Source organism: Micromonospora sp. NPDC048063 (assembly GCF_043202855.1).
GTDB lineage: Bacteria > Actinomycetota > Actinomycetes > Mycobacteriales > Micromonosporaceae > Micromonospora.
Genome location: NZ_JBIDBG010000005.1, coordinates 54,060 through 78,872 on the forward strand (window position 1 = coordinate 54,060; position 24,813 = coordinate 78,872).

Annotated in this window: 8 protein-coding genes and 2 pseudogenes; 3 read left to right on the plus strand and 7 right to left on the minus strand. The window is 74.9% G+C overall.

Annotated features, from left to right (window positions below):
* Positions 1-3 precede the first annotated feature (3 nt).
* From ACGFZ2_RS15350 to ACGFZ2_RS15370, 5 genes are read right to left on the minus strand one after another with little or no spacing between them, the layout of a single operon-like run.
* Complete coding sequence (locus ACGFZ2_RS15350) at positions 4-1,848, minus strand: hypothetical protein (protein ID WP_393453832.1); 1,845 nt, start codon at positions 1,846-1,848, stop codon at positions 4-6.
* Positions 1,845-6,362, minus strand: a complete 4,518-nt coding sequence (locus ACGFZ2_RS15355; RefSeq protein WP_393453835.1) for a hypothetical protein — start codon at positions 6,360-6,362, stop codon at positions 1,845-1,847. Before ACGFZ2_RS15355 ends, ACGFZ2_RS15350 begins: the two co-directional genes overlap by 4 nt.
* A complete protein-coding gene (locus tag ACGFZ2_RS15360; protein WP_393453838.1) occupies positions 6,362-11,209 on the minus strand; it encodes a hypothetical protein in 4,848 nt (1,615 codons plus the stop codon). Before ACGFZ2_RS15360 ends, ACGFZ2_RS15355 begins: the two co-directional genes overlap by 1 nt.
* A gap of 1 nt (position 11,210) precedes the next feature.
* Positions 11,211-14,795 (minus strand): DUF6603 domain-containing protein, encoded by a 3,585-nt coding sequence (locus ACGFZ2_RS15365; protein WP_393453841.1) that lies wholly within the window; start codon positions 14,793-14,795, stop codon positions 11,211-11,213.
* Positions 14,796-14,850: 55 nt separating this feature from the next.
* A complete protein-coding gene (locus ACGFZ2_RS15370; RefSeq protein WP_393453844.1) occupies positions 14,851-19,218 on the minus strand; it encodes a peptidoglycan-binding protein in 4,368 nt (1,455 codons plus the stop codon).
* Positions 19,219-20,306: 1,088 nt separating this feature from the next.
* Here ACGFZ2_RS15370 and ACGFZ2_RS15375 point away from each other — a divergent pair.
* Complete coding sequence (locus ACGFZ2_RS15375; protein ID WP_393267391.1) at positions 20,307-20,519, plus strand: zinc-binding dehydrogenase; 213 nt, start codon at positions 20,307-20,309, stop codon at positions 20,517-20,519.
* On the opposite strand, the pseudogene ACGFZ2_RS15380 reads toward ACGFZ2_RS15375, so the two are convergent.
* Positions 20,492-21,136 (minus strand): annotated as a pseudogene (locus ACGFZ2_RS15380) (IS630 family transposase); the annotation flags it as partial. The gene ACGFZ2_RS15375 and the pseudogene ACGFZ2_RS15380 sit on opposite strands and share 28 nt — an antisense overlap.
* 245 nt (positions 21,137-21,381) lie before the next feature.
* On the opposite strand from ACGFZ2_RS15380, the gene ACGFZ2_RS15385 reads away from it, so the two are divergent.
* Positions 21,382-22,254: a hypothetical protein gene (locus ACGFZ2_RS15385; protein WP_393453847.1), complete on the plus strand. Its 873-nt coding sequence runs from the start codon at positions 21,382-21,384 to the stop codon at positions 22,252-22,254.
* Positions 22,255-22,369: 115 nt separating this feature from the next.
* Here ACGFZ2_RS15385 and ACGFZ2_RS15390 read toward each other — a convergent pair.
* Positions 22,370-23,478 (minus strand): annotated as a pseudogene (locus ACGFZ2_RS15390) (IS630 family transposase).
* Between the two features lie 289 nt (positions 23,479-23,767).
* Between ACGFZ2_RS15390 and ACGFZ2_RS15395 the strand changes: the two are divergent.
* Positions 23,768-24,388 (plus strand): L-threonylcarbamoyladenylate synthase, encoded by a 621-nt coding sequence (locus ACGFZ2_RS15395; RefSeq protein ID WP_393262589.1) that lies wholly within the window; start codon positions 23,768-23,770, stop codon positions 24,386-24,388.
* Positions 24,389-24,813: the final 425 nt, after the last annotated feature.

A 24,813-nucleotide genomic window follows, 5' to 3' on the forward strand; every position in this document is an offset into this window, starting at 1 on the left:
CGTTCAGCGCGGTTGGACGGTGTCGTAGCGCAGGCCGCTGGACAGCTCGCCCGTGCCGGTGTGGCGGGCGCGGCCCAGCCACAGGTGCACCGAGCCGTCGGTCCACCGGGCGAGCTGCCACTGGCGCAGCAGTCGGGTGCCGGCGCGCAGCACCTCCTCCTCGGGGATGGCCAGCTCGACCAGGTCGTCGCCGCGCCAGCGCCAGTCGAGCAGGCGGCTGTGGCCGGTGACCGCGACCGGCGGACCCTCGCGGGACGGCTGTTGCAGCGGGACCCGGCGCAGCCGGACCACGTCGGGCCGGTCCTGCGTCGGCCCCGGGATCAGCGGCACCCAGTTGTCCGGCACGGTCGTGGCGAAGGCGTACGACAGGCTGGGCACCATCTCGGCGTCGGCGACCGGCGGTCGCGGCGGCGGCGCCGCCCTGCCGACCTGGGCGCCGCGGTCGATCGGCCGGCCGGTGGCGCCGGTGACGGTCCGTTCGACGGCCCATGCCAGGTTCGCCATCTCGTCGCGGCCGAGGCGTACCTCCTCCACCGGCTCGGAGTCGAGGGTGGTGGCGGCCGTGGCGGGCAGGACCAGCACGTCGGCCGGCCCGCCGGCGGTCGCCCTGGACGGGCGGAACAGCGCGGTGTCGTCGGGCGCGGCCGGCACGAGCGTCTGGATGCCGAAGGTGTCGGTGACGATCAGCGACCGGATCCGGGTGGCGGACCCGACGGGCAGTTCCAGCGGCACCAGGAAGTGGTCGTTGCCGTAGACGAGGCCGTACTCGACCAGGAACATCCGGGCCAGGTCGCCGGCGCCGGCGCCGATGCCGGCCAGGTTGACCCGGGCGTCCTCCAACTCCCAGAAGCGGGTCGAGGGCATGCCGGCGTACGCGACCGGGGTGGGCAGCAGCACCTTGACGACGTCCTCGACCGCCGGGGCGGCGTCGAGGGTCGCCCCGGGCTCGTGGTCGAAGTGGTACCAGTCCAGCCGGTCGCCGTCGTACTCGTGGGCGGTGAGGACCAGTTCGCCGGCGGAGCCGTGCGCGCCGACGGCGAAGTCGTACTCCAGCCGCTCGCGCCGCCACGCGGAGCCCTCCTGTCCGGGGGCGCTGAACAGGGGCGTGAAGTCCTCGGGCGGCCACGGCGGCGCGGCGGGCCGGGACGCGCCCGGCGCCAGCACGGCGGGCAGTTGCAGCAGGTAGCCGTCCGGCGGGCCGGCGGGGCGGGGCGGCACGCCCAGCCAGGTCATCCACTCGGCGATCGCGGCGGTGACCGCGCCGACCAGGGCGGCCGGCACCTCGTTCTCGGCGACGAACCGGCCCTCGGCGCAAGCGCGCAGGGCCAGGTCGCCGTGCGGTACGCGGCCGGCGGCGATGCGCAGGTAGCCGAGGGTCTCGGCGTCCGCGGCCGACGCGGCGTCGGGCGGCTCGGCGGGGACGGGATACCTGGCGCACAGCCGGGGTGCCAGCGCGCCGGCGCCGGCGGCGGCGAGCGACCGCAGTAGCTGCTGGCCACTCTCGACGGCGAAGCGCAGGTCGCCGGCGGTGGTGGCGGACTCCCGTTCCACCACCGCCTCCAGGGGAGTGGCGGCGGGCAGGCCGACCGTGCTGCCGGAGGCCGTGCCGGGCCGGTAGCGGGTGAACCGGGCGGCCTCGGCGTGCACCCGGGCGCTGACCGGCGACCCCGTGTCCTCGCCGGTGAACTCGCCGAGCTGCCACTGCCGAGCGAGCAGCCACAGCGGGTCGGCGGTGCGGGCCTCCACGGCGGGGGCCAGGTCGGCGCGGCGGGTACGCGGTTCGAGGCGGGTCCAGGTGGTGACCGACGGGGTGTGCGTGTCGGCCAGGGTTGGTTCGGCGGTGGTCATTGGACCTCCTGTCCGCCCTGCGGCGCGAGCGTCGCGTCGGGGACGAAGTCGGTGGTGGTCGTGGTCTCGGCGACGTTGGTGGGGAAGTAGAGGGCGGGCAGGAACTGGCCGGCCGCGCCGAGGGAGTCGACGTCGACGGCGCGGGCGACGGCCAGGTCGAGGGCCTCCTCCAGGACGTTGGCGAGGGTGGCCGGCTGCCACGTCGCGGCGCCGTCGGGCGCGAGGCCCAGCAGGACCGCCTGCGGCGCGGCGGCACCGGGGGCGTCGTACTCGAAGGTGAGGCCGGTCTGCACCCGTCCGGCGGGCACCACCTCCGTCCACTCGTCGACCAGCAGGCCGTGCACCGGCCTGGTCACGTCGATGCCGCCGGGGGCGACGACGACCAGGGAGACCGGTTCGGTGTTCGCGCGCGGCGGGGCCTCGCCCACCCAGCGGTCGCCGGGCGCGTACGGCAGCTGCGCCACCCGGACGGTCGCGGGCAGCCTCACCACGCCGCCGGCGTCCAGGGCCTGCGCGGTGGTCAGCACCTCCTGGAGGCGGCCGACGGCGGGGCGGACCCGGCCGTAGCGGGACAGCCACCGGCGCACCGGGTGGGGGGAGCCGCCCTGCAGCGCGTCGCTGGCGGCCAGCACGGTGGCCAGTTGCTGCGGCTGGGGCGCGCCGGCGGCGGTCAGGACGGGCATGTCGGGGCCGAGCAGCGCCCGGACGCGGGCGATCTGGGCGTCCCGCCGCCGCGCGGGGGGTGCCGACGGCCGGTCGAAGTCGGTGGCCGGGTCGCAGGTGCAGGCCGACGGTGGGCAGGGCGCCCGGTCGTGCAGGTCGGCGACGACCCGGCAGTGGGCGGCCAGCCGGCGGTCCAGCTCGTGGCCGGCGACCAGGGCGGCGTCGGCGACCGCGGCGGCGGTGCCGGCGGCCGGCGGCGGGGGCACCGCGCCGGTGACGCCGAACCCGGCGGCGGTGTCCAGCAGCAGGCGGACCGCCGTCTCGTCCCAGCCGGGCGCGTCGGCGGCCGGGACGTCCCGCAGCGCGGCGGCGGCGTTCCGCGCCGACTGCCACAGCTCGTCGGTCTGCGCCTTCGTCACCGGATCGACCTGCGGGGGCGCGTCGGGGTCCAGGCCGAGGTCGGCGGCGACGACCGGCCGGGAGCGGCCGAACAGGTCCCGCAGCACGTTCACGGCGTGCAGGAACTCGGCCAGGCCGATCTTGTCGGCGGCCCAGGCCGGGTCGCGGTCGTAGTCCAGCTCCAGCGTCCAGTCCGGTCGCACCTCGGCGGGCAGCAGCTTCGCCCAGGTGACGAGGGCGATGCGGCGGTCCAGTTCGGCGTCGTCGGGGCGGCCGGGGTGCGGTGGGGCGGCGAGCAGGTCGATCGCCGGGGTCTGCAGCCGGTCCAGGCTCGCGTCGCGCCACGGCGTGGCGGTGACACCGTCGGGGGCGTGCCAGCGGTAGCGCCAGAAAACCCGCGGCGAGGGCGGCAGCAGCACGGAGGTGAGCGCGTCGGCGGGGCTGCCGATGATGCGCGGGTGCTGGGCGCGGGCGGCCGGCCAGTCCTGCCGCAGCGGGTCCATCCGGTCGTCGACGTTGATCAGCAGCAGCACCCGGTGGGTGAGGGTAGCGCCGGTGGCCGGCGTGCGGGTGACGTGTAGCTGGGGTGGGCTGGTGGCGGCGCCGGAGGCGGCGTCGACGGCGGCTGCGGCCCGGTTCATGTCGCCCAGGGCGAGCTGGTGGACGCTCTCGGCGAGCAGTGTGTCGGCCACGGCGTCGGTGGCGTCGGCGAGGTCGGCGAGGACCTGCCGCACGGCGGCGCGGGCCGCGCCGGGCAGCGCGTCGAGCTGCGACTCGATGGCCCTGGCCTGGTGCAGCCGGTGCAGTTCCAGCCCGTCGACGGTCGCCGCCGACTCGACGGTCGCGGTGACCGTGGTGGTGTCGTCGTCGGCGTCGACGCGGTGGGCGCGCACCGGCGCGAGCCGGCGGAACAACGGCAGGAACTGGTCCAGCGGGCCGTCGGGGTGGTCGTGCAGGCCGCGCTCGAAGCGGTAGCCGAGCAGGGCGCCGAGGCTCTGGCCGGCGCGGACGCCGTCGAGCAGTTGCTCGGCGAGGCGGACCCGGCGGGAGGACAGGTCGACGGCCATCGGGTGGTCCCCGCCGTGGTGCGAGCGCCACGCGCTGCGCAGCACCGCGGTGGTGACGGCCTGCGCCGGCGAGGGGGCGTGCACGTGACCCGCGCCGTCGGGGGCGACGGGCAGCGTGGGCGGCGCCACGGTGTCGGGCACGTCGGCGGGGCGGGGCACCAGCCGCGGCGGCCCGGCCGGCCGCAGGTCGACCAGCCAGCCGTACCCGCCGACGTGCACGCCGGTCGGGGGTCCGGCGGTGAGCTGGGCCAGCCGGCGGGTGGCCAGCGAGGTGATCCAGGCGTCCAGCCGGTGCGTGGCCAGGCCGAGGGTGCCGGCGACGTGCCGGTGCAGGTCGGCGGGGGACAGCCCGTCGTCGAGCGCGTCGCCCAGGTCGGTCAGGGCGGCGCGGAAGGCGCGCAGGTCGGTGGTGGCCCGGACGTGGCGGGGGTCGACCTGGGAACTGGCGAGGTAGCTGCCGACGGTTTCGCCGGGGGCGCCGGGCACGGGCACGGCGAGGCGGCGGCGCAGCACCGGGGTGCGGTCGTGCGGGCGGATGTCGACCAGTTCCGGCTCCGGGACCTCCGCCGCGGTGGGCAGGGACGCCTCGCCGGCGAACGCGTGCGCGGCGGCGGAGTGCTCGGCGATCAGGGCGGCGCGCAACAGCCGGTGGAACAGCGGCACCGGCCCGTCACCGGGGCTCGCCGGCACCTCGTCGCCCTCGAGGCCGACGGCGGCGAGCGCGTCGAGGTACGCGCGGATCCGGTCGGCGCGCGGCTGTCCGGGCCCGTCGAGCAGGGGCGTGCCGAGGGCGTACGCCTCCTTGGCGAACACGGCCAGGGACAGCCGCGGGTCGGTGGGACTGCCCAGCCCGAGGGCGGCGAGCAGGTCCCGGGCCGGTTCGACCACCTGCTCGCGCCAGTCCGGGCCGAGGCCGAGGCGGGCGAAGCGCCACAGCCAGCTGACGTACTCGTTGCCGAGCATGCTGCGGGCGCGTACCTCCAGCACCCGCGCGTCGGTGGCCAGGATGTCCAGCAGGGTGCGCTCGGGGTCGGCGAGGCCGGGGACGATCCGGGAAACGGGGGAGGGCAGCCACACCTGCTGCCACAGCTTGGTGAGCAGCCCGACGGCCCGGGCCTCGCCGCCGCCGGCTGGGCGCCAGTCCCGCAGGCTGGCCACCGGCAGCAGCCCGTACGGCTGGCGGCCGACGCGCAGCGTGGGCAGCGGCCCGTCGGCGTGCACGTGGGCGACGAAGTGCTCGCGCAGCGCGGCCTGCTCGGCGGGGGTGGCGACGGGCAGCAGGTCCCGCAGCAGGGCGCCGAAGCTGGCCGGCCAGAGCAGGCGGCGCACCAGCCGGCCGGTGGGCCGGTCGGCGACGGTGGCGCCGGTGCCGCGGGCGAGCGCGGTCGGCGCGCCCTCGCGGGTCGGCGTGCCCCGGGCGGCGGTCAGCGCGTCGTCGGGTTCGGCGGTCAGCGACACGCCCAGGGCGGCGGCGACCAGTGCGGCGGCGGCCTCCGGCGCCCCGGCGTCGGTGGCGGTGTCGGCGGCGCTCGGCGCGGCGGTGGTGGGGGCCGCCGCCGGCGTGGCGGTGGCGGTGTTGTTGGTGGGGGTGTCGGGGGCGAGGAACGCCAGCCCGTCGGTCGCGGCGTGCGCCTCCAGCAGGCGCCCGAGGGCCTTCGCGGAGGCGTCGGGCGCGGCGGCGGTGTCGAGCCCGAACACCAGCAGCCGTTCCACCGTCTCCGGGTTCCCGTCGGTGCCGGTGGGGACGGTGACGGTCAGCGCCATGCCGGCGGCCTCGGCGGTGGCGAAGTCGACGGTCCAGCGCATCCCGGCGTCCACGGGCGGCGCCTCGGCGGGCACCTGGTCGATGGTGCCGGTGCCGCCGGCCGGCACGGGGGTGGGCCCGACGGGCAGGTCCGGGGTGACGGTGCCGGAGGTGCCGGTGAACAGTCGGCCGCTAACGGTGCGGCCGACGGCGTACCAGCGGGTGGGCAGCAGCCGGGCCCGGGCCGGTTCGCACCAGGGGCCGGGGCGGGGCTGCGGCTCGGGGAAGTCGCCGGCGACGGGTTCCATCACCCGGGCGATCCAGGCGGCGCGGGGCGCGCCGAAGCGGCGGACCAGGTCGTTCCAGGCCGCGTCGTCGGGTGCGCCGGTGACGCCGCCGGGCCGGCCCTCGCCCCAGTACGCCCGGCCGGCGGCGATCTCCTCGGCGGTGAGGTCCGGCTCGTGGTCGTCGACGTGGATCTGGTCGGGGTAGACGCGGATCTTCAGGGTCGCGCCGGCGAACCGGGTCTCCAGGCGCACCGGCAGCATGACCGCGGGGGCGAGCGCGGACAGCGTCCACGGGGTCTGCGTCAGCACGGTGGCCAGCGGCGGCCGGTTCGCGGCGTACGACGAGGTGGTCATCAGTGGTTCTCCGGCGTCGGTAGCAGGTCGCTGGCGTGGCGGGCGAGCAGGACGGGGCGTTGCAGCACGGCGAGGGCGGTGTCGGCGGCGTTGCGGCCGTGCCGGGCGGCGAAGACGACCGCGTCCGGCGGCAGCGGGTCGCCGGTGAGGTCGACGCCGAAGCGGGGCGCGGCCGGCTGCTCGCGCAGCAGGAAGAAGTAGCCGGCGGGGCCGGCGGTCTGCCGGGTGGCGCCGCGGGCGACGTCGGCGGTGAACGGGAACCCGAACAGCAGCAGGTCGGGCGACAGCCACGCGTGGAAGATGGGCAGGATGTCCGGCCCGGCCGGTTCCCGCTGCTCGGGGCCGGTCCACGTGGCCTGACGCATGGTGACGATGGTGGACGGGTAGCGGCGCAGCAGCTCACCGCGGATGACCAGCACGAGGGACTGCTCGCCGGGGGCGCCGACGGCGGTGAGGTGGCTGCCCAGCGGCCCGTTGCGCCAGGCGTCGTCGGTCAGCGGCGGGATGTCGGTGAGCGGCGCGCCGGCCGAGAGGGCGCCGCGGACGTCCCAGAACTGCCGGAACCAGGTCTGCCGCGGGTCGGCGGGGAACTCCCGCCACAGCATCTCCCGGCTCATCTCGTGGTTGAGCCCGACCAGGAACGCCTCGATGAACCGGGGGTTGGCGGCCAGCGCGGTCATCGTCTCCGGCGCCACCGCGGGCAGGTTCGGCACGACGTGCTCCTGGGACAGGCCGCGCAGCAGCTCGTAGGCGGGGACGGTGAAGCTGACCCCGGCGAGCAGCCGACGCAGCGGGTCGCCGCTGTCGGGCAGGGCGTCGACCAGGTCGCCGTCGCCGAGGCTGAGTCCGGCGAGCACCTCCCCGGCCACGGCGGTCTCGGGGCGGACCGTGTCGCGGACGGCCGCCGCGGCGGTGGCGAGGTCGACCGTCGCGGGCCGGTGGTTGCGGGCCAGCGACTGCGCCGGGGCGAGCCGGCCCTGGTGGGCCGCGGCGGCGGCCATGAAGTCGTCGCCCATCCGGGCCCGGTCGGCGACGAGGTCGGCCCGCAGGTCGGCGATCGCGACCGCGCAGCCGCGGGCGGTGCCGGCGTCGGCGGCCCCGGTGACGGTGACCGCGGGGCTCCAGCTGACGGGTACGCCGGCGGGGTCGAGGTCGAAGGCGGTGCGGTAGGTGATGGTGGTGCCGCTGCGGCGGGCGACGACGAGGTCGGGGCGGCGGGTGCCGGTCACGTCGGCCACGGCGATGCCCGCCCCGGCGGCGCCGGCGACGGCCGCCTCGTCGGGCACCGCGCGGGCGGCCGTCCAACCGCCGACGATCCGGCCGCGCCGGTTGAGCCCGAGCCCGGTGGAGTAGCGGGCCACCGGGGCGGCGCCGACCGAGCCGGCGGCGAAGACCAGCAGGTCGGGAACCTGGTCGCCGGTCATGTCGACCACGTCGACGCCGACGGCGGTGATGGTGTCGAGCTGCTGCGGGGTGGGCTGCGAGTCACCCCACCCGCGGGTCACCGTGCCGGCCGCGTCCAGGCCCCACCCGACGCGGTAGTACACCCGGTTCTCGGTGCCGCCGGGGCGGCTCACCCCGTACGCGACGACGAGTTCGGGCTGCTCGTCGCCGTCGAGGTCGGCGAGGGCGACGTCGAGGCCGGTGGCGTGGGCGCTGACCGGGTCGGGCAGCTCGTACGGGCCGGTCCACCCGGCGGCGGCGGTGCCGGTGGCGGTGGCGTCCCGGCCGATCCAGTAGCTGATCCGGCAGGTGCCGTCCGGGCCGGGCAGCAGGGCGGCGGCGACCAGTGCCGGGTGGCCGTTCGGCGCGAGGGGGCCGATCGTGGTGGCGGTGGCGCGGGCCGCCACGGGGATGGCCGGTCCGTCCACGGCGGCGGTGAGGACGTTCTCCCGCACCGCGCCGTCGTCGCCCACGTTGTGCCCGATCTGCATCCGGGCGCGGCTGCCCGTGCCCACCGGGACGGTGTGGGTGAACAGCAGCGACGCGAGCAGCCCCACCCGGGGGGCGAACCGCAGGTGCGCCGGGGCGGGCGCGGTGTCCGGGCCGGCGCCGCGCGGGTCGGCGGGGGTGCCGTGGTCGATCCAGCCGGTCGGGGCGTAGCCCCACCGCCACGAGGTGAGCCGGCCGTCGCGGGTCACGGCGAAGATCTCGCCGCTGCGGAACTCGCCGAGCACGGGGCCGGGGCGGTGCCGGCCGAGACCGCCGGCCGGCGCGGAACCGATCACTTCCCAGCCCCAGTACTCCCGTTCGTGCCCGTCGTGGTAGTAGCGGTAGCGGCGCATCAGGCGCACGTCGGCCGGGTTGGCGTCGGGCGCGCCGAGGGCGATGATCGACATGCCGTCGTCCTCGCCGATCTGGGCCGCCTGCTGCCCGAGCGAGACGAGCCGTCGCCCCTCGGGGGTCGCGTCATGCCGGTAGAGGGAGCCGTCGGAGAGCTGGGAGACCAGCCAGCCGTCCGTGGTGAGGTAGGAGAAGCGGGACCCGTACGCGGACGGGTGCTGGCTGGCCGGGGAGCCCCACACCGGCGGGATGGCGTCGTTGCCGACCTGGCTCCACTGCCCGCTGTGGACGAACAGCCGGTTGTGGCTGGTGGCGACCAGGACCGTCGTCCCGATCGGGCGGGGGGTGCCCCAGAGCCGTTCGGTGGACCACATCGCCGGCTTTCCCAGCGACGTCCACGACTCGGCCGCCGGGTCGTAGCGGTACAGGTTGCCGTCTCCGCCGAGCAGGTAGACCTGGTTGCCGCCGACTGTCGGGCGGCTGCGTACCCCGAGCGGCGGCGCGCCGCAGTCGCGCCACACCCACCGGTCGCCGTCCCACCGCCGCTCGAACAGGCGGCTGTCGCGGGTGCGGACGAACACCCGGTCGGGTGCCACGGTGGCGCCGGAGGTGGCCACGGCGGTGCCCGGCGGGAGGCCGTGGTCGCGCCACACCCACTGCTCGCCGACGCGGCGGCGTTCGAACAGCCGACCGTCGGCGGCGCCGAGGAAGAACCGGTCGGCGCCGAGCAGGTCGCCGGCGTTGGTGGCCACGGTGGTGACCGGGTCGTCGGCAGCCAGCGCCCCCACGCCCGCCGTCGCGGTGACCCGGCCGTCGGCGGCCAGCACCTGGACGCCCGCCGTGACGCCGGCCGTGCTGGTGGTGTGCCACCACGGGTTCTGGGCGGCCTGCTCGATGACGGCGCGGGTCAGCGAGCCGAGCCCACGGCCGTCGGTGACCAGCGTGTCCAGCACCTTGCCGCCGGCGGGCACCTTCGCGGCGGGCACCGCGCTGGCGCCGCCGGCCAGCCGGGCCAGCGCCGCCGGGCCGCCGTCGGCGTCGACCCGGCGGGCGAGGGGCCCGCGGGGGCGCAGCAGCCGGCGCAGCGGCGCGCTGGTGGCGGCCCGCGCGCCCGGGTTGCCGTCGAGCTGCCGGTCGAGCGGGTCGCCGGCGGCGGCGAGGCGGGCGCCGGAGCCCGCGTCGACGAGGTCGTGCACCGGCTGGGTCATGGCCACGAGCTGGTCGTCGCCGACCGGCGTGCCGGGGGAGTCCGGGTCGACCCGGCGGGCGAACAGGGCGGTGGCGGTGTCCCGGGCGGCCTGGCCGCGGCGGAGCTGCTCGTTGGCCTCGCGCAGCTCGGCGGCCCGTTCCCACGCGGCGGCGGCCAGGTCCTCCTGGTGGCGTTGCACCACCTGGGTGCCGAGGGCGGCGGCGGCCCGGTATCGGGGGTCCAGGTTGAGTCCGGCCAGCCAGCGCGGTTCCGCGTCACCGGTGGGGACCTGCCCCTGCTGGGTGTGGATGTTGCCGTACAGCGGCGGGGTCAGCCGGTCGTCGGCGTGGCGCAGCAGGTCGGTGAGCGCGCCCTGCCAGGCCTGGCGGACGTCGTCGGCCCAGACGGTCGGGGTCATGCCGGGCGCGGCGAGGGCGCCTTCGAAGCCGAGCACGGACCGGCCCTCGACGCCCTCGTCGTCGCCGGCGGGCAGGCCGCCGCCGGGCGCGGCGATGTCGACCGGCTGCCGGCCGACGTCGTCGGGCAGGACCCGGGCCCGCAGCCGGCGGGCCAGGGACTCGAAGTCCCCGTCGGGCCCGGTGCGGAACGTCCAGTGGTGGTAGACGGGCAGCAGCACCGGATCGTCGGGGCCGGGGTGGGCCGAGTCGGGACCCCAGGCGGGGGCGAGCGGGCCGGTGTCGTCGACGGTCTCGCCGAGCCCGGCGCGGACCCCGGCGGCGAAGGCGGGCACCACGGCGGCCAGGTAGTCGGTGCCGGCGGCGAGCCGGCGCGGGCACACCAGCCGCGACAGGGTGCGCTCCGGGGCGGAGGCGATCACCGCGGACAGGTCCTCGTCGTCGTCGGTGACCAGCACCTGGGCGTGTGCCCACGCCCACGACTCGGCCAGCACCGGCAGGTGCCGCACCGTGGTGGCGAGCCGGGCCAGGGCCTGGCCCGGCTGCGTGCGCAGCTCCGCGCCGTCCTCGCCGACCGGCACCACGACGAGGACCAGCCACGGGCGCAGCGCGCCGTTGTCGTCGGGCCGCGCCGGGGTGTACCGCCACGGCAGGTCGGGGTTGTCGAACTCGACCGCGGCCAGCAGGGACACCTCGACGTTCTCCGCGCCGGGCGCCGGGTAGCTGCGGATGATCTCCTGCGGGTCGACGCCGACGACGTCGCCCGGCCCGTGCAGCAGCGCCGTCGAGGTGCCGGTGATCTGCTCGGTGTCGCCGGTGGCGGTGTCGGTGCCGAGCGCGGCGACGGTGAGGGTCACCTCGGCGCGGGGGCGCGGCAGCGCGCCGGTGAGGGTGTCGGTGTGGGAGACCACGCGGGCGACGCCGTCGCGGACCCAGGGCAGGAAACGCAGGCCACCCATGTCAGCAGACCTCCAGCTCGACGGGCGTGATCCTCGGGTGGGGAACCCGGACGCGGGGGCGGCGCGGCGCCGCCGGGGCGGCGGTCGCGCGCCGCTGCGCCGGCACGGTCGCGGCGGCGCGCGGCGTGCGGGCGGCCGGCGCGGTGGCGGCCAGTTCCAGGGTGGGGCCGGTGAAGCGGGCGGCGCCGCCGTGGCGGCTGCCCGCGTAGGCGGCCGGCGCGGTGGCCGCGAACCGGGCCAGCAGGTCACCGCCGCGGGCGGCGAGCCGCGCCGTCGCCGGCTGGGCGGGCAGGGGCCGGCCGGCGGCGTCCGGGTCGTCGATGATGATCCGGTCGTACGCGGAGTCGTCGGCCAACTCGGCGAACGTGGTCAGGTCGGCCGGCGGCAGGGTGGTGTCCTCCGGCAGCGCGACGGTCCGCCCGGCGGCCAGCCGCACGAACCCGGGGGTGGTGAGCTGCTCGACGGGGGACAGGTCGCGGAACTGCCCCGGCGCGAAGTCGTCCTCGACGGTGTCGCCGAGGGTGCCGGACAGCGCGTCGTCGCCGGTGCCGACACTCACCCCGGTCAGCGTGAACCGGTTCGGTCCGCTGATCCGGGACGTGCCGACGCGCTGCAGGTCGGTGTCCAGCGGCAGCACATTCTCCCGCACCGACAGTCGCGCACCGGGTTGCAGCAGCATCGGCCCGGTCCAGCCGGTCAGGTCGCGCAGCGTCACCGGCTCGCCGGCGCCGATGGCGGGACGGATCTCCCACGCCTCGGGTGCGGACAGCGCCACGCGCAGCGTCTCGGCGGCGTCGACGTGGGTGGGCTCGTCGGCCGCGGCGGTGTCCCCGTCGGTCCAGGAGAACTTCGCCGACACCTCCCAGAACAGGAACTTGATCCGGGCCTCGCCCCAGGCCTTCCACGGGCCGGGGCCGGAGACCCCGATGAGCAGGTTGATCGCGAGCAGCTCCTTGTCGCCGTACTTCAGCGACACGGTGGCGCCGATCTCGGCGGTGAACCAGAACGGCTTGAACTGGAACATCACGTCGAGCCAGGCGCGGCCGTCGATGACGAAGCCGCCGCCCTCGAAGTGCAGCTTCAGTTCGGCGCCGAACTGGGCGGTGTTGCTGGTGACCGCCAGGTAGGCCAGCAGGTCGATGCCCTTGCCGGACTTCTGCAGGGCGATGCTGAAGCGTTTGACCGGCGGGAAGCCGGGCGGGGGTGTGTAGCGGGGGTGGAAGCCGCCGATCGACATGGCGAAGGTACGCCCGGCACCCCAGCGGGCCCGCAGCGCCATCTCCCCGGAGACGGGCCGGCCGAACAGCTTCGAGTCGATGAGTGCGGCATCGAGGCTGATCTCGCGGCGGGCGAAGTCGACCATGCCGAAGGAGTCCAGCCGGAACCTGCCGGCGTCGGAGAAGTCGATCACCAGCTTGCCGAGCAGCAGGATGCGTACCGGGTCGGGGAACTCGACGAGCACCCCCAGGTCGGCGACGACCTGCCCACCGAGGAAGTTCAGCCGCACCATCGCCCCGAGGACGGTGCCGGTGGTGTCGACCGGGAACAGCCGGCTGAGGGTGGCGATGACGGCCGGGGCGTTGGCGACGGGGTCCTGCGGGAACAGCAGCGCGTCGAGGGTGCCGGAGCGGGCGGCGTTGCGGAACTCCTCGGGGTTGCTGCGCCGGTTGTGCCCGACGACCAGGCCCAGGCCGGTGATGGAGATGCCCCAGAACAGCATCAGCCCGGGGAACCACTCGTACGTGCCGGCGAGGAGCAGGGAGAAGCTGTGCCCGCCGTCGGCCTCGGTCAGCCGGCTGCCGTCGGGGTTGCGGGTGTTGACGATCGCGGTGGCCTGGAGCCGGAACCCCTTCATCGGGGCGAGCGGCGTGGTGGAGGTCATGCCGAGCTGCAGGGCGCCGGCGTACATGCCGCGGGGTTCGTCGACGAACAGGTAGCCGCCGCCGGAGACGAGGCCGTTGTCCATCCGCAGCGCGACGCCGTCGGGCGCCTTGAATCCGGGCGCCAGGTCGGCCACACCGAGGTTGCCGCCGCGGGCGGTGTCCCCGCTGCCGGCCGGGAGCGCGGGCGGGAAGGTGAGGTCGGCGCGGACGCCGATGTTCTCCACCGTGACGTGCAGCGGCCCCAGCGTGGCCTGCACGGTGGTCGTGATCAGCAGGCTGACGGCGCGGGTCTGCGTCGAGGCCTGCAACGCGATCCGCAGCCCCTCGATGCCGATGCCGTGCCAGGACAGGTGCACCGGGTAGTCGGCGGCCAGGGCGGCGGCTCCGGCCAGGTGCAGGCCGGTGCGCATCGACCAGGCGGCGCCGAGGTCGAGGCCCAGGCGCAGCCCGTCGGCGGGCAGCAGCTTGGCGAGCAGCCCGTCGCCGTCGCCGGCGCGGATGACAAGCTCGGCGCGGCCGGCCTGCACGCCCAGCTCGACGTCGTCGCGCCCGGCGCCGAGGCTGGCCCGGCCGGTGATGACGAGCTGCCCGACGGCGAGGTGGGTGCCCTCCGGTGCGCCGATGATCCAGCCAGGCTCGCCGGCCGGCGCGATCCGGGCGATCTCGGCGGCCCACTTGACGACGGCCGCGTCGCCGCTGAACGTGACCCCGTCGCTGTTGACGGCGATCGCGGGGCCGGCGCCGCTGAGGTCGGTGGCGACGTTCCACGCGCCGATCGACCCCTCCAGGTGCGCCTCGCCGGTCGGGGCGAGGATCACGGTGAACCGGCCGTCCCAGCTCGCCAGGCCGAGGGTGACGCCGACGCCGAAGGTGGGCTGCCACGGCGCGAGCCCGGCGCCGGTCGGTGGGGGTTCCCCGCCGGGGGTGCGCAGCCCGGTGAACCGCAGCCGCAGCAGGCTGTCCGCCAGCCGCCGCCCCACCTCGCCCTGGTCGGGGCCGACGCCGGGGCGTACGCCCTGGTCGGCGTCGAGGCCGAGGGCCCGCAGCGCCCGGGCCAGCCGGGGCAGCAGCCGGGCGGACAGCTCCGCAACGCCCTCCGGGGTGTCCCAGCCGGCCGGGGCGTACAGGCCGCGGAAGTAGGCGCCGGGGTCGGCGACGAGGTCGACGACGCGGTCGAGGTGCAGCTCGTCGCGCCGACGGGGCAGCCGGATCGGGGCGTCGCCGGGCGGCATCGGCGCGCTGGGCAGGCCGTCCGCGGCGGGGGTGACCAGGCCCAGCAGGTCCAGCACGGGCATCATCCACGGCGCCCGGCGCAGCAGGTACGTCAGGATCAGCAGGTCGAGCAGGTCGTCGGCGAGTTCCTCGGGCAGGCCGGCCACGTCGGGCAGCTTCCCCTGCAGCGTCGGCGGCAGGGCGCCGATCTTGCCGAACGCGTCGCCGGCGGCGGCACCGAGCTTCTTCACCGCCTCCAGGCTGTCCAGCTCCGCCTCGGCCGCCGCGCCGAGCGCGTCGAGGGCCGGGCCGATCGTCTTCACCCAGTCCTCGAAGCGGGCAGCGTCGAACCCGCTGACCGCCTCCAGGTCCCAGCCCAACGCGCGCATCAGCCGGGCCCGCTGCCACGGGTCGTACGCGGCCAGCACCGGCTCGGCCAGCAGCCGGATCTCGTTCCACAGCAGTGCCAGCGCGTTCTTGGCGTCGCTCATCGTCCATCCCGTCCGTTGTGCTGCCGGCCGCTGTCCGTCGCCGGTCGTGTGCTGCTCACGCGGTCACCCTCGGCAGGTCGCCGAGGTCGAGCCGCAGCGACCCGCGGGCGGCCGACAGGCCCCGCTCGGCGGCGGGCAGCGCGTCGAGCGGCAGCGTGTAGTGCCGCCCCGTCGGCCAGGACGGCCAGGCGGCGAGCCGGGTCAGCGCGGTGGCGACCTCGGCGTCGCCGGCGACGACCTGGCCGATGGCGGTGATCAGCGCGGTCTCGTGCGCGTCGGTCCAGCCGGTGGGCGCCCCGCTGAAGTCCGCGCCCAGCGCCCTGGCCTTCGTGAGCACCAGGTGCAGCGGGGTGGCGGCGCGCGCCCGGGTGCGGAACTCCGGCTTCTCCGCGTTTGCCGACGGCGGCCCGACGGCGACGAGCTGGTGCGCCCGGTGCTGCTGCCAGCAGGCCAGCAGCGCCACCGCCCGCTCGGAGGTGAACACGTCGCCGACGCGGGCCCGCCGCGGGTTGCCGTCCGCCCCGGGGACGTTCGCCACGGTGGGGGAGACGTCCGGGTCGGGGGAGTCCCAGTCGGTGGCCAGCAGGTCGTGCAGCCGCTGCCGGGCGAACGCCCAGATCCCCCGGCGGACGCCGTCGTGGCCGCGCAGCGCGAGCGCGTAGCGGTGCATCCAGTGCCACGACCGCAGCCCCAGCAGCTCCAGCGTCGTGCTGATGCCCTCGCGGGCGGCGCCGGTCGCGTCGGTCCGCGCCGGGCGGGCCCGCAGCACCCGCAGGTCGGTGAAGAGCAGCCCGCCGCCGTCGCGCCCCCACCCGGGCACGGCGGTGACGCCCGCCAGCCCGCCCAGCGCGTCGTAGGCGTCCCGGTCGGTGGCGCGCAGGAACGCCAGGTACGCCCACATCTCGCCCGGCTCGGAGTTCAGGTCGAGGAAGGTCGGCACCGACGTCGGCGTGACCAGCGGGCCGTGTGCCCGCCAACCGAACGGCCCGAACCGGATCACCGCCGGGTCGTCCGCGGCGACGGCGTCGAGGTAGCCGCCGGCGGCGTCCGGCACCCGGTTCTCGGCGACGGCCCGCAGCACCTTGAAGGTGGACAGCTGCCGGGCGGCCCGCGCGCCCGCGTCCCCGCCGGCGTCGATCGCCGCGACCAGCGCGGCCAGCGACGGGCCGCCGCCGTGGTCCTGCGGGCGCGGCAGCACCGCCTCGGGCAGCAGCTCCGACTCGGCGTCGAGCACCGGGCCGCTCCACTCGGCCCCGGTGGGGTGCGCCCGGTATGCGCCCAACCGGATCAGCTCCGGGTACCCGTCCGGGGCGCGGCCCGCCCCCGCCGGCCGCCCGGTGACGACCCGTGAGTACACCCGCCGGTCGGCGGCGGTCACCTCGTCGAAGTTCCACACGTTCGGCTGGTCCAGCCGCTGCGGGACGTCCCCCGCCACCTGCCACGCCTCGACCACGACGGGGGAGCGCCACCGCTTGTCCAGCCAGTGCTTGATCGCCACCTGGGTCGCCAGGTCGGCCATGCCGCTGACCGGCCCGAGGTACCGTTCGGCCTCCGGCACGTCCACCGGTTGCAGCCGGTCGGAGTAGCGGGGCGCGGTGGCGCCGGCCGGCTCGACCGCGGCCCGCTCCCGGCGGGCGTACGTCTGGAACTCCAGCACCGCCCAGTAGGTGAGCAGGCCGTACACGCCGTCGACCTCGGCCGGTGCCAGGAAGCCCAGCGTGGCCAGGTCCTGCTGCAACCGGGTCACCCAGCGGTCCTTGACCAGATCCGCCGGTCGCTCCAGCCCGTCGTAGCGGGCCTTGGCCGTCGCGGTGGCGTCCCGGTCGTCGGCGCGCAGGTTCCACCCGCCGTACGGCGGGGTGACGGCCAGCGAGCAGCCGAAGGACAGGTCCACGGTGAACGTGGTCAGCGCGGCCGCCCGGTTCTCGCCGGGCAGGTGCCACCACAGCCGCTGCGTCGCCGACTTGCACTCCCCGTCCGGCCAGTCGAAGGTGACCTCGCCGAGGTTGTTGCGGCCGACGATCTCCTTGCCGTTGCCCCACGACCCCTTGTAGTGGTCCAGGTTGCGGGCCGCCGCCAGGTACTGCCCGAGCGCCTGGTCGCGCGGCAGGCCCGCCGGGTCCACCACCGACTCCGGCGTGCCGTCGCGGCGGACCTCAGGGTCGGCCTCGTCGTGGCGGACGAACTGCACGTGCACGTTCCACTCGGGCTGCCGGGTCAGCACCTTCAGCGCGTCGAGGTCGCTGACCGAGGGCCGCCCGGACACCCACCAGCCGGTCACGTCGTCGGCGGCCAGCGTCACCTGCACGCCGGCCTGCATCCGCTGGCCCTCCTTGTCGGGCAGTTCGTTGGCCCAACCCACCAGGTCGATGCGGCCGGTGCCGTCGAGCAGCGGCACGTACCCCAGCGCGTGCAGGATCCGGGTCTTGCCGTCCTCGTTGCGGAACCCGCTGGACACGAACCCGGCGAGCACCCCCTCGGTGCGGTTGACCCCCTCGAACGGCTTCGCCGGGTCGGGCCCGCACGCGTACGGCAGGGTGGCGGAGTAGCGGATCCGCTCCGCGGAGCCGAAGTGGATGTCGCCGCCGAGCATGACCAGCCGCCGCCGCCGGACACCGTCGGCGTCGGGTGGCGCCGCCGCGAACAGCCGGGCCAGGATCTTGTGTACGGCCGCGTCGCTCGTCACCCACGCGTCCTCCGCGTCGGCGTCGTACCGCCCGGCGAACACCCTCGCGAGGGGCTGCGCGAGCTGCTCCAGGACGGGTACGCCGAACAGGGCGACCGGCTGGGCGACGACGGTGACCGCGTCGTCGCCGAGCACCCCGCCGCCGCTGATCATCTCGTCGAGCGGCTGGTCGTCGTAGAGCAGACCGCCCGGCTTGCCGGCGCCGGCCGGGTACTGCCGCCAGGTGCGGGTGTCCAACGCGACCAGCTGGTAGCGCGGCCAGGTGACGGTCCAGTGGTAGGTCAGCGCGCCCGCCGGCCGGGCCAGCCGGCCCTCGCTGGTGACCGCCGTGGGCAACCCGAGCCGGGTCCGCAACGCCAGGTCGTCGCCGTCGTTGGGGGCGGCGACCCAGCCGCGCAGCGCGGCCAGCGCCGCCCGGCCCGGCTCCCCGGCGGCCCCGGCCTCGGTGTACCGCTCCGGGGTGTTCCCCCACGCCTGGAACACCGCGTACGCGGCCATCGCGTTGCGCACCACCCGCCGCCCCAGCGGCGAGTTCACCACCGCGTCGGTGACCCACGAGCCGGTCATGTTCCAGTCGTCGGTGACCTCGTGGTCGTCGGCCACCATGTACGTCGCCACGTTCGCCAGCTGCCGGCGCACCGCGCCCAGCCCCTGCCGGAACATCCGCAGCGCGAGCGCCTGCCGCTGCCACCGCTCGAACCGCTCGATGATCTCCTTCTGCTGGGCGCTGGGCGTGTACGCCCGCCCGGCCAGCATGAGGTCGTACACCGTCTCGCCGGGGCGGCGGTCCTGCGGGTCCTTCAGGACCCGGGTGTCCGCCGGCAGCACGTGCTCGAACCTCGGCCAGCTCTCCGGCCACAGCACGTCCGACCAGACCAGCAGGTACATGCACAGGTACTCGCGCAGCGACATCAGGTGGCTGTCCGCCGCGCCGGAGGTGAACTTCGCGTCCTTCGCCATCGCGTCGGCGCGCTTGCCCGGCGCGTACCGCGCGTCCGTCGGCTGATCGGTCGTCCCGACCGGTAGCACCTCGGCGGCCAGGCCCAGCCGGGCGGCCACCCCCGGGTACGCGGGCACCGCCGGGTCGCTGCCGTTCGCCGCCAGCGCGTCGTGGCCGTGGATCAGCGCGAGCAGCGGGTCGGCCACGTCGTCGGCGTAGATCTGGTCCCCGCCGAGCACCAGCTGGTGCGGGCGCTGGGCCGGGTCGCCCGCCGAGGCCGCGATGATCGGGTCCAGGGCGGGGAACGCGTCGTAGCCCTCGCCGTGCGGCTTGCGGCACGACCCGTGGAAGATCCGCAGCCGGTTCGGGTTACCCGGCGGGGTGGCGAAGGTCGGGAACGCGGGCGCGGCGGCCGGCGCCTGCGGGTGCCCGACGTACGTCAGGGCGGCCCGCGCCGCTGCCGCGTCGGCGGCGACCACGCCGGCGTCGAACAGGCTCCCGGCGGTCGAGCCGCCGGAGAACGCCAGGTCGTAGCCGTAGAGGACGCCGGGTTGCAGGGTGATCCCGCTCGCGGTGACCGCGACGACGTGCAGCCGCTCCCCGAGCCGCACCGTCGTACGGCTGGCGGTGCCGACCGTGGCGCCGCGGGCGAACCCGGGAGCCGCGCCGACCGCGAACACGTTCAGGGTCACCGTGCACTCCGCGCGCAGCGCGACGAACACCGTGACGCCGGTCGGGTCGACCCGACGTACGACGGGACCGCTGAGCACCAGTGGCAGATTCGACGGAGCCGTCATCGCACATCCCCTCGCCCATGGCCGAGCGACGGGACGGTGGGAGTCGCGCGGTGTCTACGACGATTGAAGTCGCCGGGATCCGCCGCGCCTACCGCGCAACGGTGCGGAAGACCCGTCCCGGCGTTCGGCAACCACCGGATCCACGACGGGCGGGGCGAGCCGTCCGGGCGGGCCGGGCGTCCACTCAGTCCGTTCCTCTGACGGAGACCCGACGCCGGCTTGCCGCCGGGCATCGCGGCGCGGTAACACCGGCAGCGCCGGGCCAGGTGCCGACGTGGTCGCATGCCTCTCCCTCCCCGTGCGGACGCCGCTCCGACGGCCGGTGTCGGCACGGGAACGTGGGTCCGGATGTCGTGGCGGCCGGTCCGTCACCCCGTGTGGTGCGAACGGGCTGTGCCGGGCGTAGCCGTTGCCGCGCAACGGTTCCGGCGGGTCTGCCGGCCACCTCGCCCGCAAGTCTGTCGGCCCGGGGGGTACCAGCGACAGGGTCCGCTGTCCCGGGCGGCCGGGACACGGGGATCGCATCTTTCGGCCGTCCGCACGACAACCGCTACCCGTCCATCCGGCATCGTCTACCGAAATCATCGGCTACGGCCCTGGCGCCGCCACGATCACCTGCGCAGGCGACCTGTGTTGTCTCGTAGACGGGCGTAGTAGTGCTCTGTTCGGTCGGCGTGTCGTGGGTGGTCGGAGTGGTCCGGGTTGCTTCATGCTTCATCGGCCCCCGATGAGCTTTCGGTGGTGCGGCAAGGGCTTGAGGCGTTCGTCGTGGACGTGCTCGTGTCGTTGGTCCGGTCGGATTAGTGCAGGACGCCGAGCAGGGTCGATGTTCCTGCGGTGTCGCCGTGGGTCTTGCGAGCGGCAGCCCGCCAGGCGTCGTGGACCGGGGTAAACCTGCCCGCCGTGCGCCTGTTCCAGCGTGGTCGCACCGGGCAGCGTCCAGACTTGCGCGCTGCAGCGTTCGTCCGGACAGCCCCGGAGGCACCGTACGGGGCTCCTGGCGGATGGCCGCATAGAGCTCGACCATCGGGCCGTGGGGCTCTGAGGGGTGCTGCCGCCAAGCGGCTCGGGGCGGAGCGGATCATTGCCTGGGACGGCACCAGGACCGGGCCGCAGTCGCCCGGCCTTCTGGGGCCACCGATCACGTCGCGAAACGCGGCGAGGCGGCCGTCGCACACGTCAAGGAGCTGACCGGCGGCCTCGGTGCCACGAGCGTGCTCGAGTGCGTGGGCACCGAGCAGTCGTGGGAGACCGCGACGGGTATCGTGCGGGACAGGCTCGTGGTGCCGTGGCGCACGTAGTCATGGGTACGGCGCTCGGGCACGCCCGGCATCATCGGCAGCATCGGCGCGGTGCGATCGAGGGCCTGCATCTGGGACTTCTCGTCGACCGCGAGGACCATCGCCTTGTCCGGCGGATCGAGGTACAACCCGACCACGTCCCGGACCTTGTCGATGAACAACGGATCGGTGGACAGCTTCCAGGTGTCCACCAGGTGAGGCTTGAGCCCAAACGCCCGCCAGATCCGCGACACGGCCGTCTGGTTGAGCCCAGTCGCCTTCGCCATCGACCGAGTCGACCAGTGGCTATCCTGGTTAGGCGGCGTCTCTTCGAGGGTCTTGACGATGACCGCCTCGACCTGCGCGTCGGTGATCTTCCGCGGCGCACCAGGACGAGCCTCGTCCTGCAACCCCGCCAGTCGCTGCGTGATGAACCGCTTGCGCCACTTACCGACCGTCGGTAGCGACGCCCCGAGTTGCCGTGAGACCTCGCTGTTGGACAAGCCATCCGCACACGCCAACACGATCCGCGCCCGCAACGCCAACGCCTGCGCCGTCTTCCCACGACGAGCCCAGCCCTGCAACACGTCCCGCTCCTCAGCGGTCAACGCCAGCAACGCCAACTTCGGAGCGTTCACCGGGCTGGTGACACGCCGAGTGTCGTCCGTTTGGACGAGGCGGTAGGGGCTCACTCTCGACGGCGGTGATAGTGCTGCTGAGAGCGGGGTACGCGGGTTGGCCGAGCCGGTACGGGCACGGCGGTTGACGCGCCGCAGCCGGCCCGCAGGGAGCGACCTGCAGCGCGAGATGCTGGCTCGCGCTCCCCGACGCCGACACGGCCGGGGACATCGACTGGCCGGCTCTCGGTCTCCAGAATGGAGTGATGACAGCCGACGCGACCCCGCGACGACATCCGCTTCTGCCCGTCCTCGCCGGTTCCCGAGCCGTCCTCGTCGGCCGGGACACCCCCGACCCCGACGCCGACCATGGCTTCGGCCACGGCTACGAGTCGGCGGTGGAGGCGACCAGGGCGTTGGCCCGCACCCTCGTCTCCCCGAACATCGGTACGCCCTTCCTCGAAGCGCACACCGAACAGCTCGTGCGCGGGGAGTCCCCCGACGCGGTGATCGACGCCGTGCGCCGGGCCGCGGCGGCGGCGTCGGACACGTTGCTGTTCTCCTACGCCGCGACCGGCCCGGAACACTGGGAGACCCCCGAGGGCGCGGAGCAGTGGACCGAGGATCCGGGCAGCCGGCGGTCCGTGCTCAGGAGGGTCGCCGACCTGATGCGGAACAGTGCGGCCACCCGACTCGTCGTCCTGCTGGACTGCGATTCCCCGCAGATCGCCGCGCGGCACTTCACCCTGCCGGACCCACCGGCCGGTCACTGGCACGGCCCACAGTTGTCGCTGCTGGGCGCTGGCCGGGTAATGCTGTTCGGGAGCGAGATCGACCCATTCACGAGCACCCTCACCAGAGCGCTTCAAGCAGGGGTCGACGGCGGTCCCGAGGCCCTGAATCTGGTGGCGCTCGGCAACGCGGTGCGGGCCAAGTTCACCGAGCTGCGGTATCAGGTCGAGAACGAGTACATTCCGGGAGCGAAACAGCTACTCCTCCACGGCGGCTACGAGGTGGCACTCGGCATCAATCGGGCCTTTCCGCCCGATGACCGCGACGTCGCCCTGCGGTACCCGCCGCGCTATCCTGGCGCCTTCTTCGCCCACCCCGACGCCGTGAGTGAATTCGAAGGCTACTGACCCGACGACGCCGGGCCCGGGCGCTCCACCACGTCGGATCGGCGTGGGGCACAGTGGCCCGCCGAGGCCCACGGGCCGGCTGGTGCTCTGACCACGAACGTTGACGGTGTTGGGGTCAGGCTGCGCGAGTGGCGGGTTGGCCCCAGTGTCGTTGTCGTTCGCTGCGGATGCGGGCGCGTTCGCGGCGTTGGGCGGCCAGTACGTCGGGGTGGCGGGCGTTGGCGTTGCGCCAGCGCAGGTAGGCCTGCAGTTTCCGGGTCAACGCGGGGTGGTTCGAGCCGGCGATCACGAAGGTGCGTAGTGGCCCGAACTGGGCTTCGATCGGGTTGGCCCAGGAGGCGTGGGTCGGGGTGAAGCAGAGCTCGACCTTGTTCCGGGCCGCCCACCTGCGGATCTTCGAGCCCTTGTGCGCGGACAGGTTGTCCAGGATCACGTAGATCGGCGCCCCGTCCGGACGCACGGCCCGGATCGACTTGAGCGCGGCGAGGGTGTTCGCGGCGCTCTGACGGCGCCGGACGACGCCCCAGAGCTGGTCGTCACCGACGGAGTAACAACCGTGGAACTGCCGGACCCCGTGCAGCTTGTGGTAGTTCGCGGGCAGCCGGTGCGGGTGCCCGGCCGGCGCCCGCCCGGCCCTGCCTGCGGGCGGACCACCAGGGGCCCGAACTCGTCGAACGCGAACACTCGCTGCGGGAAGTGGCTGCTCACGTACTCGATCCGGGCGAGCTTGGCATCGCGCTGCGGGTCGGTGGACTCCTTCCACGTCTTGGTCCGCTGGAAGGTGATCCGGTGCCGGTGCAGGATCTGCCGCAGCCGTTCCCGGCCCACCCGGACCCGTCGGGTGGGATGCAAGCAGAGGTGGTCGGCGAGTTTGCGGATGCTCCACCGGGTGAACGGCCGCCCCAGCTTCTTGGGGCGGGTGTTGGCCGTTTCGACGATGAACTGCTCTTCGTCAGGACTGATCTGGCGGGGACGGCCACCCGCCCACCGAGGGTCCAGGCTGGCCATTCCCATCTCGTTGAACCGGTGGATGACCTGCCGGATCGTGTCCTCGTCCGCCTGAACGAGGCGAGCGATCGCCGGCACCGTATTCCCGCCGGCAGACGCCAACACGACCATCGCCCGCCGTAACCGAATCGGCGAGCCGGTACCTCTACGAGTGATCTTCAGCAGCTGCTGACCCTCCTGGTCACTGAGCCGCCGTACGCGAACGGGTTCTGCCACCGCCACAGCCTGAGTGCCACCAGACTGCCGGGCCGGCAGGCCAGACGGCGTGTTATCCAACACGGTGAACGTTCGTGGTCACGGCACTAGAGATCGCCCTTGGCGTGAAATGCAGCGATGGGCGGCCGGAGGCGCCATGAGCACGGCGGTCTGCTGGCGACTGGGTCGAACGCAACCCGTGGGGACGGTCGCGGTAGCGGCGGCACACCTGATCACCACCATCCGACCACCCGACCACCAACATCGATGGTAACGATGGCGGCGTCGGCTGAAGTACTAGTCTCGGCGTATGGCGAGGTACTACGACGTGCATCCGGACAATCCCCAGCCCCGGGTCCTCCGCCAGGTCGCCGACCTGATCCGGGACGGCGGGCTGGTCGCCTACCCGACGGACTCGTGTTTCGCGTTCGGCTGCCGGCTGGGCAACCGGGCCGGGCTGGATCGGATCCGGGAGGTCCGGCGACTGGACGAACGGCACCACTTCACGCTGGTGTGCCGGGACTTCGCCCAGCTCGGTCAGTTCGTGCAGGTCAGCAACTCGGTCTTCCGCCTGGTGAAGGCATGCACCCCGGGCAGCTACACCTTCATCCTGCCCGCCACCCGTGAGGTGCCGCGTCGGCTGCTGCATCCCAAGAAACGCACGGTGGGCGTACGCGTCCCCCGGCACACGGTCGCCCAGGCGCTGCTGGCCGAACTCGGCGAGCCGTTGGTGTCGAGCACCCTGATCCTGCCGGACGAGGACGAGCCGATGACCCAGGGGTGGGAAATCAAGGAACGGCTGGACCACGTCCTCGACGCGGTGATCGACGCCGGCGACTGCGGAAAGGAGCCGACGACCGTGGTCGACCTGTCGCAACCCGAGCCGGAGATCCTACGCGAGGGGGCGGGGGACCCGTCCCGCTTCGCGTGAGTTCACCGCCGCCCTGATCGGCGTCCACCTACCCGTCGGCTTTCCCTCCGCGGCGTGCGCGGCCGGCACGACAGCTTGCGCAAATGGAAGGCGCGTCCGGCCTGATCACGATGGCGCTGCTGCGCGTGTCACCGCGCGAGGCCGTGAGACCGCCCTCGTCCACGGTCCGTGACGTTTCGCCGGTCTTGTCATGGGACTGTCATGAGATCGCAGGGTCTCCTCCAAGATTGACACCGAGAGTGATTGCGGCCCGTCGCCGGCGTCAGTGGCGGTCGAGCCCCGGCGAACCGCGCGTACGTTCGCCATTCACGCAAGATCGCCTATGAACCGGAGACACCATTCCGAGTTCCCAGACCGCTGACCAGGTCGGGACAAACCGGAACTGCGGGCCCACCGGCGGGAAACAGCGCCGGAACTGCGGCCTG